This is a genomic window from Kaistella sp. SH40-3 (assembly GCF_030686865.1).
Lineage (GTDB): Bacteria > Bacteroidota > Bacteroidia > Flavobacteriales > Weeksellaceae > Kaistella.
The window spans coordinates 40,990-58,909 of the sequence record NZ_JAQYUS010000010.1 but is presented as its reverse complement, the minus strand read 5'-3'; the positions used below and the strand labels follow the sequence as shown (position 1 = coordinate 58,909).

The 17,920-nt window shown below is 32.1% G+C and carries 15 protein-coding genes and 1 pseudogene; 10 read left to right on the top strand and 6 right to left on the bottom strand.

Annotation, left to right across the window (positions count from 1 at the left end):
• The first annotated feature begins 42 nt into the window (after positions 1 to 42).
• The gene (locus PUH65_RS13865) at positions 43 to 798 is read left to right on the top strand and encodes a response regulator transcription factor (RefSeq protein ID WP_305520838.1); all 756 of its coding nucleotides are present in this window, start codon (positions 43 to 45) and stop codon (positions 796 to 798) included.
• A gap of 15 nt (positions 799 to 813) precedes the next feature.
• On the opposite strand, the gene PUH65_RS13860 is transcribed toward PUH65_RS13865, so the two are convergent.
• Complete coding sequence (locus PUH65_RS13860; protein WP_305520839.1) at positions 814 to 1,566, bottom strand: ThiF family adenylyltransferase; 753 nt, start codon at positions 1,564 to 1,566, stop codon at positions 814 to 816.
• 146 nt (positions 1,567 to 1,712) lie between these two features.
• Between PUH65_RS13860 and PUH65_RS13855 the strand changes: the two genes are divergently transcribed.
• The 7 genes from PUH65_RS13855 to PUH65_RS13825 all read left to right on the top strand — a co-directional run bounded on the left by PUH65_RS13855 (position 1,713) and on the right by PUH65_RS13825 (position 7,088).
• Positions 1,713 to 2,552, top strand: a complete 840-nt coding sequence (locus PUH65_RS13855; protein ID WP_305520840.1) for an RteC domain-containing protein — start codon at positions 1,713 to 1,715, stop codon at positions 2,550 to 2,552.
• Positions 2,553 to 2,782: 230 nt separating this feature from the next.
• The gene (locus PUH65_RS13850) at positions 2,783 to 3,046 is read left to right on the top strand and encodes a helix-turn-helix domain-containing protein (protein WP_305520841.1); all 264 of its coding nucleotides are present in this window, start codon (positions 2,783 to 2,785) and stop codon (positions 3,044 to 3,046) included.
• A gap of 16 nt (positions 3,047 to 3,062) precedes the next feature.
• Positions 3,063 to 3,620: a hypothetical protein gene (locus tag PUH65_RS13845; RefSeq protein ID WP_305520842.1), complete on the top strand. Its 558-nt coding sequence runs from the start codon at positions 3,063 to 3,065 to the stop codon at positions 3,618 to 3,620.
• 37 nt (positions 3,621 to 3,657) lie between these two features.
• Entirely contained in the window at positions 3,658 to 3,915 is a 258-nt protein-coding gene (locus tag PUH65_RS13840) for a DUF3853 family protein (RefSeq protein ID WP_305520843.1), read from the top strand.
• On the top strand, positions 3,905 to 4,603 hold the full coding sequence (locus tag PUH65_RS13835) for a hypothetical protein (RefSeq protein WP_305520844.1): 699 nt from the start codon (positions 3,905 to 3,907) through the stop codon (positions 4,601 to 4,603). Before PUH65_RS13840 ends, PUH65_RS13835 begins: the two co-directional genes overlap by 11 nt.
• A gap of 143 nt (positions 4,604 to 4,746) precedes the next feature.
• Positions 4,747 to 5,844 (top strand): hypothetical protein, encoded by a 1,098-nt coding sequence (locus PUH65_RS13830; RefSeq protein ID WP_305520845.1) that lies wholly within the window; start codon positions 4,747 to 4,749, stop codon positions 5,842 to 5,844.
• A 407-nt stretch (positions 5,845 to 6,251) separates the two neighbouring features.
• Positions 6,252 to 7,088, top strand: a complete 837-nt coding sequence (locus tag PUH65_RS13825) for a toprim domain-containing protein (protein ID WP_305520846.1) — start codon at positions 6,252 to 6,254, stop codon at positions 7,086 to 7,088.
• Between the two features lie 165 nt (positions 7,089 to 7,253).
• On the opposite strand, the pseudogene PUH65_RS13820 reads toward PUH65_RS13825, so the two are convergent.
• The 3 genes and pseudogenes from PUH65_RS13820 to PUH65_RS13810 form a co-directional block, all read right to left on the bottom strand.
• Positions 7,254 to 7,430 (bottom strand): annotated as a pseudogene (locus tag PUH65_RS13820) (IS256 family transposase); the annotation flags it as partial.
• Positions 7,424 to 8,119 (bottom strand): GNAT family N-acetyltransferase, encoded by a 696-nt coding sequence (locus tag PUH65_RS13815; RefSeq protein WP_305532491.1) that lies wholly within the window; start codon positions 8,117 to 8,119, stop codon positions 7,424 to 7,426. The pseudogene PUH65_RS13820 and the gene PUH65_RS13815, both read right to left, overlap by 7 nt.
• A 74-nt stretch (positions 8,120 to 8,193) precedes the next feature.
• On the bottom strand, positions 8,194 to 8,790 hold the full coding sequence (locus tag PUH65_RS13810) for a master DNA invertase Mpi family serine-type recombinase (RefSeq protein WP_305520783.1): 597 nt from the start codon (positions 8,788 to 8,790) through the stop codon (positions 8,194 to 8,196).
• A gap of 48 nt (positions 8,791 to 8,838) precedes the next feature.
• On the opposite strand from PUH65_RS13810, the gene PUH65_RS13805 reads away from it, so the two are divergent.
• Entirely contained in the window at positions 8,839 to 9,555 is a 717-nt protein-coding gene (locus tag PUH65_RS13805) for a TaqI-like C-terminal specificity domain-containing protein (protein WP_305520782.1), read from the top strand.
• Here the strand turns inward: PUH65_RS13805 and PUH65_RS13800 are convergent.
• Both PUH65_RS13800 and PUH65_RS13795 read right to left on the bottom strand, forming a co-directional pair.
• Entirely contained in the window at positions 9,539 to 13,282 is a 3,744-nt protein-coding gene (locus PUH65_RS13800) for an Eco57I restriction-modification methylase domain-containing protein (RefSeq protein ID WP_305520781.1), read from the bottom strand. The two genes, PUH65_RS13805 and PUH65_RS13800, sit on opposite strands and share 17 nt — an antisense overlap.
• Positions 13,283 to 13,329: 47 nt before the next feature.
• Complete coding sequence (locus PUH65_RS13795; protein ID WP_305520780.1) at positions 13,330 to 16,419, bottom strand: SIR2 family protein; 3,090 nt, start codon at positions 16,417 to 16,419, stop codon at positions 13,330 to 13,332.
• Between the two features lie 136 nt (positions 16,420 to 16,555).
• Here PUH65_RS13795 and PUH65_RS13790 point away from each other — a divergent pair, with 136 nt between their 5' ends.
• Positions 16,556 to 17,839, top strand: a complete 1,284-nt coding sequence (locus tag PUH65_RS13790) for an ATP-binding protein (protein ID WP_305520779.1) — start codon at positions 16,556 to 16,558, stop codon at positions 17,837 to 17,839.
• Positions 17,840 to 17,920 lie beyond the last annotated feature (81 nt).

Below are 17,920 nucleotides of genomic sequence, written 5' to 3'. Positions count from 1 at the left end.
ACACGATAGTGTAGACAAGTTCAACAATATTCCCTCTTCGTTATGGATGAAATAAACAAGTTCTTCTCAAGAAAGAATACGGTAGATTTTTTATCGGAAGAGGAGTATGCTCAAAGTGGCAATTATCTCGAAACCCTAAGAGCCGTTTGCAGGCTTTCATACATGAGCATGTATGTAATCGACTATGAGAGAAAGGAATTTGAATATGTGTCAGATAATCCACTTTTTCTATGTAATCATAGTCCTTCGGAAGTCATGGCGATGGGATATGCTTTTTACTTTAAATATGTTTCGAAAGAAGACTTGGAAATGCTGATTAGAGTGAACGAGATCGGATTTGATTTTTTTAACACAATCCCTCTGCCAGACCGCAAAAATTACAGTATTTCCTATGATTTTAATTTGCAGACTGGAACAGACACAATCTTGATCAATCACAAATTAACCCCTATATTTATTACTTCCGAAGGAAAAATATGGAAAGCACTTTGTGTCGTTTCTCTTTCTTCCCACGTTGTTTCAGGAAATGTCTTACTTTCAAAAACAGGTGAAGATTCATTCTGGGAGCTCGATGTAGCCAGAGGAGTATGGAATAAAATAGAAAAAAGTACATTAACGGAACGGGAGCTGCAGACAGTACGCCTCCATGCACAGGGATTAACAATAAGCCAAATAGCAGATAAAATGTGTATCGCTGTCGATACTGTTAAGTTTCATCGAAGAAAGCTTTTTGACAAATTGAACGTTAGAAATATGGGGGAAGCATTAGCATATGTCAAAAATAACAAACTACTTTGATAGAGAATCTTTTAATTATTTTTCTTCCTGAAGTAAAGAACTCAAATAGAATTCGGGAAATTTTTTATAAAATTTACCCGTAGCTAACTTTACTAAAAGATGAGTACACATCGCGGCGGCATACCAGGATCCGATCGCAAGCTGGGGCGGCGGTAGCGTGATTTCTTCATTTCGGTATCGATTAATTACTTCTTCAAGCCAGATCTGTGGTTGCTGCCAATAACGTAGGTAACTTGCAGCATATTCTACCATTTCCACTTCATTAAATTTGCTGGATTTTTCAATTGATTGCAAAGGAGGTCCCTTCGGTGAAAGAACAGTAACTAATCCTCCCCAACCGACATTATAAGGATGTAAAACAGAAATCCCACTTTTAAGACATGATTCATCGAATAGCTGAGGTGCTTCATTGGTATAATCCAATGCGTTGATTCCAGCATGATATCTCCCTGTTTCTGGAATATTGTCGCTACTAATAAACTCATTTATAAAACTGATTTCCGCATTCGAATTGATGCTTTTTAGTCTTTCGTAGAGTGCAGCGGCTTTTGAAGTTCCGATCTGATCTTCAGTGTAATTTTGTCTGTTGAGATTAGAGTTTTCGATGAGGTCACCATCAATCACGCATATTTTTTCAAATCCGGTACGCAGTGCACATTCTGCGATATTGCTTCCGATTCCACTGCCGGCAATAACGATCGAGAAATTTTTTAATTTTTGTTGTTCGCAGTTACTGAGGTAAATGCGGTTTCTTGAATAGCGGTCCATGGTAAAAAGTTTGTCAAATCTACTTTTTTTGAATATTCACCTACCTACACTTTAGTGTAGTTTTTTGGACTTATGGCGTTTCTTAATCTAAAGTGTAGCAAATGAATTAATGATGGGCAATACATTTGAGTATAAATGAAATATCTATGGTTAAGTTCATTGGAAATCTCGAAAGTGAATTGGAAAGCAGATTACTTTTTCTAAGTTTAGAATCTGACAAACCTCTAAAAAGAGCAGAAGATTCAATGCTGGAAATTAATAATGCACTAAAAAAACTGAAATCTTTTGTTCTTCGCACTAAGTTTCCTTCAGACACTGAAGAAATAGATTTCTTTAAAAACCGTAAACCTATGATATTATCAAAATTAATATATCATAATGAAGTCTATAGAATCGAAACACGCAAGCCAAGTGGGGGTGAAAAGATGATTCGGAAATACTATCAGACAGAACTTATAAAACTGAAAGAGTTTTTTGAGGAAAATGTCGATTTTTATGGATATTACAGAACGTGCAGTACCTACCTTGATCATAAATATTTTATCCGCAAAAAACTCGACGTTAAATTGAGTTTAGACTCTTTTGTTTTTGAATCAGATGTAAGATTCAGTACTTCGCACGACTATAAGGTCGCGAAAATTATGGCAAATGACCTTCTCGAAGTTTACCTGAATGATGAACTGCTGAAATTAAATAGGCAGGGGCAGGAGCATTACCGAGTAGCTACACCCAAAACAAAACTAGCCTGGACAGATAATAAAACGTCATTGATTGAATTAATTTATGCCTTACACTGCAAAGGATCATTCAATAATGGTAATGCGGATATCAAGGAAATCAGCGCTTATTTTGAGGCAATATTCAATATAGAACTTGGTGATGTTTATCGGACCTACTTGGAAATAAAAAACAGAACGTCCCGTACAAAATTCTTAAATAATCTCCAGAATTTGCTGAACAACAAAATGGATTCGCAGGATGAATAAGCAGTTTTTCTGATTTTAACAGCCACCTTGTAGCAACTCAATAAACTTAATGTCTTCGGAAAATATTTTATTGATTTTTGTTGGAAATTTCTGATGTTTAAAGAAAATGATCTGCAGTAATTCCTTTTAATTCAGCATTTTTTAAAATATCAATACCCAACTTGGGTACACCTTGGGGATTTAATCCATCAATATTACCAAAATTTGTCCTATAAAATAATTTTCAAATTATGGCAATAGCGATTATAACCAAAGAAGATCTTCAACAGTTTAAAGTGGAACTGCTCGAAAGTATTGAAAACTTACTTCAAGGGAAGAACACAGAAGAAAAATTGTGGCTTAGAACCTCGGAGGTTAGAAAACTCTTAAATATTTCTTCCGGAACCCTACAAAACCTGAGAATTAATGGAACTTTACCCTACAGTAAAATTGGAGGGTCACTATTTTACAATAAAAAGGATATCGAGAAATTACTTACGAGTTTCAAACATTAATAGTCATTGATTGATTATGAAAAGGTCTAAAAATATCGTCAGGTTTTTTGAACGGGTTGTGGAGGATGATCGACTGTACCCATCTCATATCAGCATGTATGTTGCTCTTTTCCAATTATGGAGTTCAAATCATTTTCAGAATTCTTTTCGGATTAGCCGAGAAGAAGTGATGAAATTAAGTAAAATAAAATCAATTGCGACTTACCACAAATGCATTAAAGAGCTTTGTGATGCTGGATTTATTATTTACTTACCCAGTTACGACTCGTACAAAGGAAGTTGGATCGACATTATTGACTTTGAAAGTAGAAATGTAGAAAAAAAACAGTCGTTTTCGAACAGAAGATTTCTACTGACAGCAGAGAACTTATTTTCCATACCAGCGCGATCTGAAGTCGAATTGTACTTTACAGAACGAAATGTGAATTGTAATGAAGCTGATCAGTTTTACTCTTTATATCAATCTGTGAATTGGAAACTGAGTAATAATAAACCCATGAAATGTTGGCAATCCGCTGCAAGGAACTGGATTTATAAAGCAAAAAAAAACAGACAACATGGTCATTCAAAATAAATTGATCAACCAGCAAATTTAAGAATAGTAGTCTAAAATGAATAGTATGGATCCTAAAACACCAATCTGTATGTTAACAGTGGAGGAATTTCTGGAAATTGCGAAAACTGTGAATACAGAGAAGAAATACGAATATGGCTTGAAGGGTATTGCGAAAATGCTGGGTTGTTCATTGTCTAAAGCATCGGAAATTAAATCATCTGGCATATTAGATGAGGCAATAATACAGAATGGTAATATCATTATTGTAGATAAAGATAAAGCCTTACAGTTATTCGGAAAAAATGAAATTTAATTATACTGAATTGGTAAATCGCATTTGGGAATTTAATGAGAATAGGTCATTAGGTTTATCAACGTTGGCCGTTTACTTTTATTTGCTGAAAATTGGATTTGAAAGAGGGTATAATAAGTTTAGTGTTTCTGATAGTAAAATGAGTAGAGAACTTAAAATGACAAGAAAGACGGTGAAAGTTTGCAAAGAAAAGCTCCGTCACTTCGAAATTATTTCCTATCAATCTAGAAATGGGGTGTCATCTGATTTTCAATTAAATACTGATTATCCTACAATATTTAATGACGCTCTTAATGAGATGAAAATTGATCTGAAGCCTTTAACATTTAAAAAGACCAAGGATCTTTCGACAGAATCTGCGCCAAATAAAGTTCAACCTGAACTGAAAGCAAAGCAAAGCACAGTTCAAAATGAAAGAATCAATGACATCCCAACACTTGAAGACTTTTTAAAACATGCAAAGTCGCTTGATAGTTATAATGACCATTTAATTTTTGAAGTAAAGATTAAATACGAGAATTGGGTAAATAATGGTTGGAAAAATAATTTTGATCGGCCAATCACCAATTGGAAATCAGCGTTGAAAAATGCGATACCATATTTAAAAAAGGATGTTCAAGATGATCAAAAATTGAATCCCAAAATTCCAAATATTACAAGAGTCAATATTGATAATGGAAAAACTTGAAATCAATTTTAATGCATTCTTGCTAATTTTGAGAAGAGTGTCGTTAGAATATTCGACTTAAAGGTTGGTTGGTAAGCGGAGGTATTTAATATAGATCCAATTCATTAAAAATATTAGGAATAAGTTTTAAATTATCATGTACTATGGTGACTCCCAATAAGGATCTGAGAATTATCCGGAAAGAATTTGAATGTAGCAGCGAAAAGGTCCCCGATAAAATTCGATTAGGAAATAATTTCGTGGACGATTTTATTTTTGAAAATAGCGACGCAGCTGACATTCCAATCAACGCCCTTCGCGTGATTTTTAATATTATTTCTATCATTGGGAATAATCAGTTTCGTCCAGATGATCGTCCGCACCAACTTTCGTTATTTGAGGCGGAATTTCAAACAGACAACAATATTTTCGCTTCTATAAAAATTAGAAACAGTAAAATTTCTCCCAGTGGCTCTACCAAACAAGTAGTTGCAGCTTACGAATTTCTTACAAAATTTAAAATGGGTTGGTACAATTCTGAAAACTCAAAAGGAAAGGAAATTAAAACTTATGGTGGGCTGATTTCACTTCCGAGTTACGATGTTAGAGGGTATACTACATTTCTAATAAGTAGTTATTGGCTAAAAAAACTAATGGTCATTCCTGAATATAATTATGTTCTATACAACTTGGTTTATAATATCCGCAACAATAAGCACGTCATCTTTGCAATATGGCTCTCTAAAATACCTGAAATGGGAACGTCGGTAAAACTTTATACGTTCAATAAAAAATTTGGATTGAATTATAAAACAGCCAATGATTTTTGTTTCAAATTTTTAAAACCAGCCAGATTAAATCTAAATAAATACAACAGTTTGTCTTTCAATTTTAAATGCGAAGGAGATTTGATTACCATTTATCCATACAACAACAGCCAGGAAGATAGTAGGGAAGTTACAAAGGTTTCAAAGGTCGATTTAAAAATTAGTAGAAGGTTGAATTATTTTAAAGAGAGATATGGTTTGCAGGAAGATGAAATGGTTCAGTTCTTTTACCATTACAGAAATATTTCTCAAAATAGAGATTTAATTGAAAAAGCATTCGTTGAATTTGTACGGACAACTAGAATGCTAAGAAAAAAATCAACGGATTATCAAGGTCGTTCTTTTCTCCACGAACTACAGAAGATTATCAAAGCTAATTATGCAGATACAAAAATGGGAGAATTGTTTCCGAACGGTTATCCGGTCATTATTTGAATTCGGAATTGAACTCATTTAATTTCGGAATTGGACTGATCTGCATTTCGGAATTGGACTCACTGAAGTTAAAGAAATGTTAAAATTACAAAGTAGGAAGGCCGCTTTTCGGATTTGCACTCATTCATTGCAGATTAGAAATGATATTGTTGATAAGTTTATAGACAATTATCTATGCTTTCGGAATGGGACTCATGTGAAAAAGGTCTTTTATTCGGAATTGAACTCATCTCTTTTTCGGAATTGGACTCATGCCACTTTCGGAATTGGACTCATTTCAAAAATAATGCAAACTCCTTACTATAAGGCAATACAATGATTTATTAAAAGAGAATTAAAAGTTAATAAAAGTTTTTTTTATCTAAAAAGCATTTCAATCATAAAAATTTACTTTAAAAAAGAAAAAAATGAATTGCGAACAAATCAAAGAAATGCTAAGCATTAGGAGGGTTTTAGAATCGTTTAATCTATTTCCTGTCAAACAAAATTCTAAAACTGCTTTTTATTTCGCGATTGATAGAGAGGAGAAAACGCCAAGTCTTTGCGTTGATTTTGCAAAAAACAAAGCGTTTGATTTCGGAACCGGAAAAAGTTACGATGTAGTTTCAATTGTTCAGCGACTGAATCAATGTTCGGTTTCTGACGCATTAAGATATCTGCAAAGGTTTGATACTTCATTTCAATCACTAAAATTAAACATTATAGATCCTGACAAAAATTACCAAATTCAAGAAATAAAAGAAATTGAACATTTGGCATTAATTCAATATCTAAAATCAAGAAAAGTATATGAGCAGCGATATTTGGTTAAAGAAATTCTCTATCAAATGAACGGAAAGAATTACTTTGGAATTGGTTTTTTTAATAATTCCGGAGGAGTTGAAATCCGAAATAAATATTCCAAAATATGTCTGGGCAAAAAGCATGTAACCTTAATTGAAAATCCCCAAAATGAAAAAAAGGAAATTTGCATTTTCGAAGGTTTTTTTGATTATTTAACCTACCTGAATTTACCAAATGTTCAGATTTCAAATTCTGATTTCCTGATATTAAATTCTACCGCAATGTTTTTTAAAGTTGAAGAAATACTAAAGGATTATCGTAAAATCGTGCTTTTTTTGGATACCGATTTCAATGGAAAAAGTTTGACAGATATGATAATTGGCAAATATGAAAATGTGGAGGATTGTTCGGTTTTGTATGAGGGCTTTAAGGATTTGAATGAGTGGTATTTAAGTGTTTGAATGGGTGTGTTTTACTTAATGATTTTTAATTTTTAACAGTATAATTCCATTTGCGTAACGCTGCAGAATGTGTAGTAGATTGCGAACAAAATATGAGTAAAAAATTGATAAAGACAGACGCTGTCCCGTAAAGTGTGTAAGTTGAAAAGTTTGAGGCTTGAATTTTTATAATTTGAGCCTTTCTGCAAAAATAATCATAAATTGATTTAATACAATTCCCCAATCCCGGATCGGCATTGTCCATTTTTTGGTAGCTTCTCTCAAGGCGAGGAAAACAGACTTTAAAACGGCATCATCAGTAGGAAAAGACATTTTATTTTTAGTGTGTTTTCTTTTTATTCCGTCAATGTTAAATATAAAAATGGTCCAAATTCAATTTCTTTCTCACTGTCAAAATATTTTATTTTGTCTTCTTTCACTATTTGTCCATTTTTAGTTAGTCTTAAATTCCAATTAGGATTGCATGGTTGAAGTATCGGATAATTATTATTGTAAATCTCCCAAGTCCATTTGGGTTCTTGCTCTTTTAATTCGTACGGTTCAACATTCCACAATTCAATTTTATTTGCTAAAAATTTACCAACCGAAAGTTCTTTCGCATTTATCAGAGGCTTATAATAAATTAGTTCTGATTCGGAATAACCTCTATAAGGAAACTTTATAAATTCCATTTTTTTCCAAAATGATTCAGAATTTTCTGGTGCACAAAAAAGTTTGATCGCTATATATTTGTGTTCAGCGAAAAATTCTTCTGTTTTTTTATATAAAATCCTTCCAAAGCCTCTCTTTCTAAAACTTCGATTGATTTCCATAATATCAATGTCAACATATTTTTTCTGATGATTAGTCCAGGTAATAAATCCAACAATCTTTTTATCAAATTCGAGAACAAACAGTTTATTTTCATTAAATGAATTTTCAATAATGTTCCAATTGCAGTAAAAACCTTCATTAAAATTTTTCTTTTCTTCCACAAGCCAAGATTTGATTTCGGCAAGTTGTTTAGAAGTTGGGTTGGTATTTAATTTCATGTAAGTATTGATTTCGCTAATGTGTACATTAACTTTCCTAACAGTCTCAAATATAACCATTAAAATTAAAATAATTAATCCAACCTTTCCTTCACAAATTTGGAAACCGTCAATCTGTGGACATTTAAAATTCTACCAATGGCAGAAAAAGAAACATTCTTATCTAGAAGTTCTTTTATTTTTTTCTCCTGTCCAGTCAGTTTTGTTTTCGTGGATTTTCTTCCTTTTGGACGACCGAGAATAACACCTTCTGCTTTTTTTCTGGCCAAAGCCTCTTTGGTTCTTTGTGAAATGAGATTGCGTTCTATTTCTGCAGAGAGACCAAAAGCAAAAGCCAGGACTTTAGAATTAATATCGCTTCCTAATCGGTAATTATCTTTTATCGTCCAGACTTGAATATCCCGATTCATGCATTCATTAAGAATTCCCATAATCATAAGGAGATTTCTGCCAAGTCGAGAAAGTTCGGAGCAGATGAGAACATCATCCTTTTTCATTTTCTTGAGCAGTTTACCGAGTTTACGATCGTTAAGATCCTTTGCTCCCGAGATCGTTTCTTCAATCCATTTATCAATGACAAAAACATTGCGCTCGCAAAATTGGTTGATGTCATAGCGTTGATTCTCTAATGTTTGTTTATCTGTGCTTACGCGGATGTAACCATAAATCATAATTGTTCAATTTAAATTGTTAATGGCATTTAAAATAAACCAAAATTGATGATTTTATATCAGACCTTTTTTTATTGCAAATCTTATTTGAGTAAATGTAATTTATCCAAATATGATTATAAAAAACGACCATTATTAAGAGGTCGCGATATCAAGCGATATTCTTATGAATTTGCAGATTTATATTTAATATCTACTTTTCCTAGTTTAAAAGTTGACATTGAAATTTACCCTGCTGTAAAACAACACCTTCTGTCATTTGGCTATGATCGAATAAAACAAACGGGTGACAAAGGAGCGAGAAAAAAGACTAATAACAAGTGGTTTGAAACGCAAGATGCGATAGGTTATTGGGACGATTTTTCTAAACAGAAAATGCTTTGGGCAGAAACTATGAGAGTACATAAGAACAAAAATGAACGATTTCCTCGTTTTGGCATTGAAGAGAAGGGTCAATTTGTAACCGATAAGACTTGTTTCATCGGTACAGGTAAGGATATAAAATTTATAACTGCAATTCTAAATTCCATAATAGGAAAATATCTCTGTTACCAATATGTTTCTATTTTGGATGATGGAGGCTTTTTAATGCAGAAAGTGTATTTGGAAAAAATTTTAATTCCATCCTTTGATTTTAAATCTCGCCAAAATATTGTGAATTTAGTCAACAATAAATCCGAAAATTTTGAAGAACAAATCGATAAAATAGTAATAGATATTATTGGGCTATCAAGCGAAGAAATTAAGTTTATTGAATTTCAATAAATTCAATTTCATCCAGAGAAAAATTAAATAAATCGTAAAAAGATGAATTAATTAAATCTTCAATTTTTTTATCTGAATTTTGTAATAATTGATCAATTAAGAGGTTTATTTTGTTTTCAAATATCTCTTTCGGAATAGGAACAACAATCGGATTTATGGCTTGTACACTCACAAGCAAATCGCCCGTACCTGTTTTTGGGGAATCTTGTAGTAAATAGTTCCCAATAGATGAATTCAAAAAAGCAATTAAATATTTGATAAATTTCCCTGTAGCGAAACAAGTACTATCCAAAGTAATAACTCCTGATTCATCATAACAGAATTTTAATAACGAACCAACTCTCTTCCAGATGATTTTCTGTTTAGAAAAATCGTCCATATATGCACAGTTTCTTAAATTGTATGAAGAATCTCCTTTGTCGTATCGTTTTTGAAGTTGTGTAGAATATTGATCTAAATGTTTTTTAATAGCTGGGAAGTCGCTAGTATCTACAGGTTTTATCCCCTTTTCTTTTATTCCATTATGGGTGTTAATGAGCCATAGATTTGCAAATTCGTAAGAATATCGTTTGATGTCTCTGCCGCGTAAAATCGGTCGTATAATTTCGGCAGATTTTGGATCTTCGGCGATTAACTCCTCTCTTTTCTTACCATCAATAATAAAAGCCTCATTATAACCTGTAAGAATACCACGATTGATACTGATGTCCCAATCCTTTAACGGCGTTCCCACTGCTTCAACTTTACGTTTAATACTCTGCTCTATCTCACTTAATATAACCCAACTATCACTTGTTGAAAATTTACTTTTTTCAGAATTCTGACTAACAAAAACGCTCAAATTAATTAACAGCTTTTCTTTGATAATACAAGCTTTTGTTTTTAACTGATTTTCTTGCTTCGCAAACATTAAAATATTGGTGTCAACAGTAGCGGTATCAAAGATTTGATTGCCTGAAAAATCGATCAGTGTAAGTGGATTGGTTTTTTCTGCAAAGAATTTTCGCAGACTTTCACCATAAGCTGCGCGCATCCATTTATTTGAAGTGATGTACATTAAGAGACCGTTTTTCTTCAAAACGTTAAAACCCTGCTCATAGAATAAACTGTAGATATCTCCCGTTTTTGCAAAAGTTTCAAAACCTCTTTTTTCTAGTATTTCACTATCCTCCCTCATTTTTTGAAGCTGTATGTAAGGTGGATTACCTATGATCACATCAAAACCTACAAAATCACCATCACTATTTAGGATCTCTGGGAATTCAAAACGCCATTCAAAAGCATTTTGATAGATTCTATTATCTTTAATTTCAGCTAAAACGTCTTCCAGTTTAGTAATTTTACCTTCTATTTCCTTTTTATCCTTTTGTTGAGCTTTACTTAAACTTTCACCAAAAAGTTGTTCACTTCCATATTTTGTAAAATACTCAGCACGTAATACATTTAAGCTTCTAACTTCTTTACTGTTTAAACTGATTTCTGTACGGAAACTAGATTTCAATTCTTCTAAGAACTGCTCAAGATTTCGCTTTTTCTCTTTGCTTTCAGCATCTTTATAATCGCGAACTGCATTTTTATAATCGTCTACGGTAATTTTCGATTTTTTAAAAGCAGATTTTAAATCGGTGTCTAAAGCGAAACGACTGACCAAAGAATTTCCATTTTTAATATTAATGTCAATGTTCGGTAACGTTTCCAGTTCCGTTTCTGTTTTATAATAAGCGTTTTTAAGCAACTCAATCCAAAGTCGTAAACGGCATATTTTCACTGAATTTGGATTTAAATCTACTCCGAAAAGACAATTTTCAATTAATGTTTCCTTTTCATGAAAAAGAGTTTCTTGAACACGTTGACTCTCCTTGTTTTTAGGATTGTATTTGAAGAAAACTTTATCCGCTTCGATAATTAGTTCATCATTTTGAACGGTGATTTCATAGGAATTTAAAACCTCAAAATTTTTATCACATAAAATATTCAAATCATGTTTGATGGAAATGAGTTCATTAAGTACTGAAACCAGAAAGTGTCCCGAACCTACAGCCGGATCACAAATTCGTAAAGAATTAAAAATTTGATTTAACTCTTTTCTAGCATCTTTTCTACCCGTCGGAAAATCCTTAATATAAGAATTAATGTCTTCTGTTAAATCTTCGAAATTACTGCATTCCCAATTTTTAGCTTCATTGAATTTATCTACGCAAGATTTCCGTAAAACCTCCCTGCTCATATACATCGTAATGGAACCTGGTGTATAGAACGATCCATCCTTGTAGCCGTTAATTTTTTCAAAGATCAGCCCTAAAACTGACGCATTGATGATAGTTTTATTGTCTTCTTGAATTTCTTCCGAACCTTCACTGGCAAAATCATACGCATCTAAAAACTCAAAAACATATTGCAATGTAGATATCTCTCCGGTTCTCTTCCTTCCTTGAGAATCTTTCAAAACGGTAGAACCTAGAATCGGAATTTTCTTCTCATCCCGAAGGTTACTCAACATCAATGTATTGTGCTCTAGTTCCGTAGGTTCAAACAGCGAACTATTCAGATAAGGAACTTTTTTAAAGAGCTCATAAACATCTGAATTTCTATCCTCAAATTTCTTTGCTAAAACTTGAAAAAATAAGGTATTGAGATCATCAAAATGTTTTATTTTACTAATATTCAAAAACGCATAAGATCGATCTCCTTCATGGTAGCTGATCAATTGTCCTTCCAATAACTTAAGAAACAGGATACGATTGATCCAAGTAATATTCAGTTCCAATGCGATATTAAATAATTTTTCATCATAAGTTTCGCCTTGCAGAAAAATTCTTTTTGCTCGACTCACCTTATCTAAACTGTCGAGTTGAATTACAGTATCTTCTAACAAAGAACCGGAATTTCTCTCTCCCGATTTATTTCTGTCAATCAATCTTTTTCCACCTTCTTTGATTTCGGTAAGTCCGATTATATGGAGTAGTTCATTGTAGAACCCTTTATCTAAAGTATTACTATCATTTACAAAAGGAAGTTTCAATAAGTGTTGTGGAGAGAAAATTTTAACTAGACTAATCAATTTGTTATCATCTTTCTTATCTGCGTTCCTTGCAACTTTATCGTAGTCCCTCAAATTAAAATGAGTGAATACGATTTGTGCTGCGACTTCATCAATAAAAGGTTTTGCAATCTGAGTGTAGAAAAAATCTGTGGTTGTACCAGAAAGTCGCCCGGCTTCAAAATCTTCAAATTTTTTAACCAGCACTTTATTTTTTGCGAAGAGCGTTTCAAAAAGAACAGCATCAAAAATGAACCACTCGTAAGTATTGGTAGCAATAAGATGTTTTACTTCCAGATTTTTAAGAGTAAAACGTTCCCGTAAATAATACAAAACCAGTTCCTGAAAAGATTTAGTATTGAGTTTATTTACTGTCATCATTTCAGCACTATTCGCCGACTGTTTCGTTTCAATGATTACACCTACAGGACTGGAATGGCTTTTATCGGTATGAATTACAAGATCGTTTCTACCTTTTGTATTGATATAAAAATTAGGTTCAAATGCAATTTTCTTTAAGAAATCTGATATAAGGTTTTTCTGAAACTCTTCAGATTCCTTTTCATTGATCCCATCTAGAAAACCAATTAGATTTGATTTGAAATGTTCAATATCTTTTCTGCTAGGTTTTAACTTCAGGAAAGATTTATTGAGGGATTGTCGGGGAGAGAGGAGATTTTGGGACATAATCGAGATATCTGTAAAATTTTAGTAATCAAAAAATAATTTTTCTACTAGATTAGTATTGAAACAGGGCCGTTATAATTGAATGCTTTATGAAATTTTACAGATTCGTTTATTCTTAAATCTTTATAATCTGATTTACTATCCCTGTAAAAATATATAGTTTCACCACTTAAATCTTGCTTAATAAAGCCATATGATGCTTCAAGTTTTATAATTCTACCTTCATATATTATCTTATCACCTTTTTCAGTAACAAAGCCTTTTGTATGCTTTTTAACTCTTACATCCAACGGAACATTTTTTAAATATTCAAAATACTCTTTGTTTTCATCATCATTAAGTAGGTATAGGATCCGAGCATACCAAAATTGCGCTTCATAACGCTTATCATTTTTTGTAAATGATTTTCTTAAATAATGTCTTAAATCAGTATATGATTCCGGAGCTCTTAAAGCTAACAATACCGAAAATTTATAATTTAGTTCTTTGTCATTTATATTAAATTGGATCGCATCTTCAATAACTTTAATAGCATCGTCTAACCTTTCATTGTTCAAATAGTAGTTAGATAGCCTCGTTGCCAAATAAGGGCTTCTTTTATTTAAATCAAATGCCTTCTCTAATGATTCTAATGCTTTTGGTGTATCATTAATTAAACTATTAAAGTTCGATTCTGCATCTAAAAAGAAACTTTCATTTGGAAAAGTTTGTAAAGCTTTAGTTATTGTTCTTTCAAATTCATTAACTTTAGTTTCAACCAAACTGCTATTACCTTCTTCTAATGAATTTTTAATTTCTAATAAATAAACTTTAAGTAAAGTATGATATGGGTGTACATTATTTTTATTTTTCCGATTCCCAATGAGTTCTCTACATATTTCTTTAGAAGCTTCTACATATTTTTTTATGACTAACTTTTGACTTGATCTTTCAGCTTTTTTCAATAAAAATTCAGCTTTAGAATGTAAAATAACTAAATTCTCTGGATCTATATTTATGGCTTCATTTAGTAGCATATTTGCTTTTTCTATGTTCCCTCCATCCGCAATCATTTCAAAAATAGATTCTTGTTGTATTAGTTTTGCTTCTCTTCCAATATTATCATACGCAACTTCGTAAATATTTCGTATCATTTCTACATCTTTAAAAGCACTCATCAATTTTCTTGCATTCGTAATTTCCATAAAAAGTTGTCGATCGCTGTCATAATCTACGTCTAATTTAGATATTACCGAAATATACATTTGAAATCTATCATCCTGATTTATAAGTACTTGCTCAAATACTAATTCCGCAATATGTTGATGCCTTGTTGTAAAAACGTAGTCATTTATAGAATAATTTCTGGAATAATAGACGACAGATTCTAACGGCCGAAATAATTTATCGCGAAAATAATTGAAACTTATATCATAAAGTCTTGCAATATTACCTGCTCTAGCGTACGTACCGATTCTATGAAACATCGAAATCGCCAAATACAATTTCTGTGCATCTTCATTTGGAATTGAATTATACTCGTCCATTACGATATCAGGAAATGGTTTTCCTGCAGTGGCTTCATATAAAGCAACTAATAATTCCCTTCCAGATTTTTCAGAAAGTGCCTTTTTTTTCTCTACTTCACTTTTATCTGTTAAATAACCCAAAGATTTATATTTAGATAATAAAGTAATTAAATCTTCTATTTCTACATCATTTAAGTAACCAAGTGTATAAACTCTATCTAAAAATATCTGCAATTTTTCTCCCACAACATTCCATACATTTGTTCTCTCCGAACAAATTATTGTTATTAGTATATTGTCTTTTTTGGATTTATTTAAAATATACTCAAGATCGTCAACTTTATCAGTGCTTCCATCTACAAAAAGAAAGATTCTTTCTTTAGATAATTGAAATATTTCAGATAATCTATTATATTCTATTGAAGAGTCGGATTTATAAAACAAGCATAATTTTTCATAATTATTACCCGCTTCCCACGCAAGTCTATGTAAAAAAACTGTTTTACCTGAACCCGCATTTCCATTTATTAGAAACAATTCCTGACTTTTTATTCTGTCTTCCTCCTCTATTAAAAACACTTCAGATAGGATAATATCTGTAATGCCTCTTTGGACATCAAAATTTTTGATAATAGGATCCCATCCTTCAAAATATCCTTTATAAAACATTGTTGGATCTGTATCTTTCTCTGCAATATTTGGATGGATATAATCAACATCTTGATTTAAAAATTCTAAAAGACGAGTTGGTAATGGTAAAGATTCTGAGTTAAACTTACTCATTATAGGATGTTGAACTTTTTCAGAAATTATACTACTCAAAATTCGATCATTTTCAGAAATTTCAGTTTCCAATCCTTCCATGAATTCCTTAAAAGACATTTTTATGGAGGTTACTTTTTTAGTTTCCCACAAACTAGCTTCTTTGTCTGTAATATTAGGACCTATCATATATGACCGTGGTCTAGCAGTTCCTAATTCAGAAAGTTCTTTTAATGTTTGTCTTATATCATAATCGGCAAAACTAAATCCAACAAATAAAATTGGATATTCATATGCTTGTTCTTTAAGTCTTTCAAATAATCTAGATCTGTTTTTTCTATGATCCACATATTGATCAGGGGTAAGAATAAGTGGTAGATTAACATCATTTATTTCACTTATAGATCCGTGCAGTTTATTATAAAATACGGAAAATCCTGAAGTTGATTTATCTTGAATCCTCTCGCCGTTTTTAATAAAAGTCGAAAGTGTTTGAACACTATTTTTTACTTTTTCGTAAGACCTTTCAATCAATAAATCATAATTTGTAGTATATATAGAATTCCATTTATACAAAGGAATTCTTAAATGATGTTTTCCAGGATTAAAATCTTTAAAAATATCTGCGACAAACTTCTGAACCGTATATAAATCAGTTTCATTAATTGCTAATTCAGAGACATTTTGAAGATCATACTCCAAATATTCTTCGCCTAAAAATTTATCCGCAATTTTATGAGCTAATTGCTTCCCTGTCAATGGTTTAATACCGGTTGGATGAACTGAATCAAATGCTGACCCCGCTCCTAAAAACAAGATTACTTTACCATCTTTTATCTGTTCAATTAATGCCTTTTGATTTTTCACAATTACTTTATATGGTGTTATATTTTTAGAAGTTTTTACAATTCTATTGTAAAAACGTTTAAAAATAAGTTAAATAAATGTAATATTAAAATAGTGTTAATAAGCGAATCCCTATTTTTGCAATATATCTTAATCAATGGAAAATCAGAATATGGAATATAAAGAAAGCTGGCGTGATGAATACATCAAGTGGGTCTGTGGTTTTGCGAATGCAAATGGTGGTAAGATGTATATTGGGATTGATGATAAAGGAAATATTAAAGGAATTTCGGAAGCAAAAAAATTAGCGGAAGATTTACCAAATAAGGTAAAAGATATTTTAGGAGTTCTAGTAGATGTGAATATTAAAAATGATTCAGATAAAGAATATTTGGAAATTATCACAGATGCTTATCCTTATCCTGTTAATTATAAAGGTAAATATTACTACCGCAGTGGTGCCACAAATCAAGAATTGAAAGGTGCAGCACTTGATAAATTTCTATTAGGAAAACAAGGTCAGAAATGGGATGGAACGCCAGAACCGTATAGTAAGGAAGCCGATCTTTCTGATCTTGCATTCAAGTTGTTTAAAGATCGTGCATCTGAAACACAACGCTTTGACGAAGATGTTCAGGGTGATTCACCGCATGAATTACTTGAAAAACTAAATCTTGTCGATATAAACGGATACTTAAAAAAAGCGGCTGTTTTACTTTTTCATCCGAAACCCGAAAAAATATTTACCGGCGCAACTATAAAGATCGGATTTTTCAATACCGATGATGATTTGGCTTACCAGGATGAAGTAAGAGGTTCTCTTTTTGAGCAGGTGGACAAAGTGATGGATTTATTGGTTAGCAAATATCTAAAAGCACAAATCACCTATGAAGGTTTACAGAGGAAAGAAACTTTTCCAGTTCCGGTTGGAGCATTACGAGAGGCCGTTCTAAATGCTATTATTCATAAAGATTATTCCAGCGGTATCCCAATTCAAATCAGCGTTTACGATGACAAACTTATTATTTGGAATGAGGGCGAATTACCTGAAAATTGGACGGTGGCAAAACTGAAAGTGAAGCATCCTTCCCGACCCTACAATCCTGACATTGCTAATGCTTTTTTCCGTAGCGGACTTATAGAATCCTGGGGAAGAGGTACAATTAAAATTTTCAACGAAGCTAAAGCCGCGAAAATTCCTGTTCCAATTTTCAGATATGAGGATAATGGATTTTATGTGATTTTTAATTTTGTGGAAGTGAGTGTGCAACAACAAGTTCTGGATTTGATTAAGGAAGATCCGAAAATTACTATAGCGCAGATGGGAGAGAATCTTGATATTTCCCTCCGAACGATGAACCGAATTCTTACTGGTTTAAAACACGACCATATTATAAAAAGGTCTGGAAGTAAAAAAGAAGGATTTTGGGAAATATTGTAATTTTTGGCATATAAGCGGCACAAAAGAATTTTGGAAACTGACTTAATAATAGGGATTAACATACTGTACAATTTTTATTTC

Bases quoted from the DNA above. Each gene is read 5' to 3' on its own strand.
- PUH65_RS13805 (WP_305520782.1), top strand. From the start codon at position 8,839: ATGATTTTATATCAGACCTTTTTTTATTGCAAATCTTATTTGAGTAAA.
- PUH65_RS13810 (WP_305520783.1), bottom strand. From the start codon at position 8,790: ATGATTTATGGTTACATCCGCGTAAGCACAGATAAACAAACATTAGAG.
- PUH65_RS13860 (WP_305520839.1), bottom strand. From the start codon at position 1,566: ATGGACCGCTATTCAAGAAACCGCATTTACCTCAGTAACTGCGAACAA.
- PUH65_RS13850 (WP_305520841.1), top strand. From the start codon at position 2,783: ATGGCAATAGCGATTATAACCAAAGAAGATCTTCAACAGTTTAAAGTG.
- PUH65_RS13855 (WP_305520840.1), top strand. From the start codon at position 1,713: ATGGTTAAGTTCATTGGAAATCTCGAAAGTGAATTGGAAAGCAGATTA.
- PUH65_RS13830 (WP_305520845.1), top strand. From the start codon at position 4,747: ATGGTGACTCCCAATAAGGATCTGAGAATTATCCGGAAAGAATTTGAA.
- PUH65_RS13845 (WP_305520842.1), top strand. From the start codon at position 3,063: ATGAAAAGGTCTAAAAATATCGTCAGGTTTTTTGAACGGGTTGTGGAG.
- PUH65_RS13815 (WP_305532491.1), bottom strand. From the start codon at position 8,119: ATGAAATTAAATACCAACCCAACTTCTAAACAACTTGCCGAAATCAAA.
- PUH65_RS13835 (WP_305520844.1), top strand. From the start codon at position 3,905: ATGAAATTTAATTATACTGAATTGGTAAATCGCATTTGGGAATTTAAT.
- PUH65_RS13825 (WP_305520846.1), top strand. From the start codon at position 6,252: ATGAATTGCGAACAAATCAAAGAAATGCTAAGCATTAGGAGGGTTTTA.
- PUH65_RS13865 (WP_305520838.1), top strand. From the start codon at position 43: ATGGATGAAATAAACAAGTTCTTCTCAAGAAAGAATACGGTAGATTTT.
- PUH65_RS13790 (WP_305520779.1), top strand. From the start codon at position 16,556: ATGGAAAATCAGAATATGGAATATAAAGAAAGCTGGCGTGATGAATAC.
- PUH65_RS13800 (WP_305520781.1), bottom strand. From the start codon at position 13,282: ATGTCCCAAAATCTCCTCTCTCCCCGACAATCCCTCAATAAATCTTTC.
- PUH65_RS13840 (WP_305520843.1), top strand. From the start codon at position 3,658: ATGAATAGTATGGATCCTAAAACACCAATCTGTATGTTAACAGTGGAG.